Origin of the sequence: Streptomyces sp. NPDC044984 (genome assembly GCF_040646935.1) — a bacterium.
Taxonomy (GTDB): Bacteria; Actinomycetota; Actinomycetes; order Streptomycetales; family Streptomycetaceae; genus Streptomyces.
The window spans coordinates 1-1,004 of record NZ_JBEZBE010000113.1 but is presented as its reverse complement, the minus strand read 5'-3'; the positions used below and the strand labels follow the sequence as shown (position 1 = coordinate 1,004).

The following is a 1,004-nucleotide window of genomic DNA, read 5'->3' as shown; positions in this document are numbered from 1 at the left end:
ACCAGGGTGGCGGGGAGCCTGAGGCCGGTGAGGTGGTTGAGCTGGTTGCGCAGTTCGGTCGCGGCGAGCGAGTCGAAGCCCAGTTCCTGGAAGGCACGGTCGGGTCCGATCGCCTCGGCCGAACCGTGTCCCAGCACCGCCGCCACCTGCGAGCGCACCAGTCGCAGGACGGTGCGGTGCCGCTCACCGGAGGTCAGCCCGGCCAGCCGGTCGGCGAGACCGCCGGCCGGGGTGACGGTGTTCGCGGCGAGGGCCGCCTGCCGACGGGTCGCCGGGGTGAGGGCGCGGAGGAGGGCGGGGACCTCGTCGGTGCGGGTGCGCAGGGCGGCGGTGTCGACCCGCAGCGGAACGACCGTGGCCTCACCACGGTCCAGTCCGGCCGCGAACAGCTCCAGCCCGGCGTCGCGGGAGAGCACCGGCAGACCCTGCGACGCCATCCGCCGACGATCCACCTCACCCAGGTACTGGCCGAGCCCCGCGCCCACGTCCCAGAACCCGTACGCCATCGACGTCGCCGGCAGACCCTCCGCCCGCCGACGCGCCGCCAACGCGTCCAGGAACACATTCGCCGCCGCGTAATTGCCCTGACCGGCCGTCAGCACCAGACCACCGGCCGACGAGAACAACACGAACGCGGCCAGATCCAGCCCACGAGTGGCCTCGTGCAGCCACCACGCCGCATCCGCCTTCGGAGCCAGCACACCGTCCACCCGCTCCGGCGACAACGCACCCACCAACCCGTTGTCACCCACACCGGCGGCATGAACGACCGCCAGCAGACCACGCTCCGAGGCCAGGGAGCCGACGAGCCGGGTGACGGTGTCCCGGTCGGACACGTCACAGGCGAGAACCTCGACCCGCGCGCCGAGCGCGGTGAGTTCGTCGGCGAGTTCGGTGGCGCCGGGAGCGTCGGGGCCGCGCCGGGACGTCAGGACCAGGTCCCGCACCCCACGCTCGGCCACCAGGTAACGGGCGACCACCGCACCCAGACCACCGGTACCGCC

Annotated in this window: 1 protein-coding gene; it reads right to left on the bottom strand. The window is 73.4% G+C overall.

Annotation, left to right across the window (positions count from 1 at the left end; genetic code table 11):
- The coding region (locus AB0A94_RS38705) for a beta-ketoacyl reductase (RefSeq protein WP_361751741.1) at nucleotides 1-1,004 on the bottom strand (1,004 nt) is incomplete at both ends.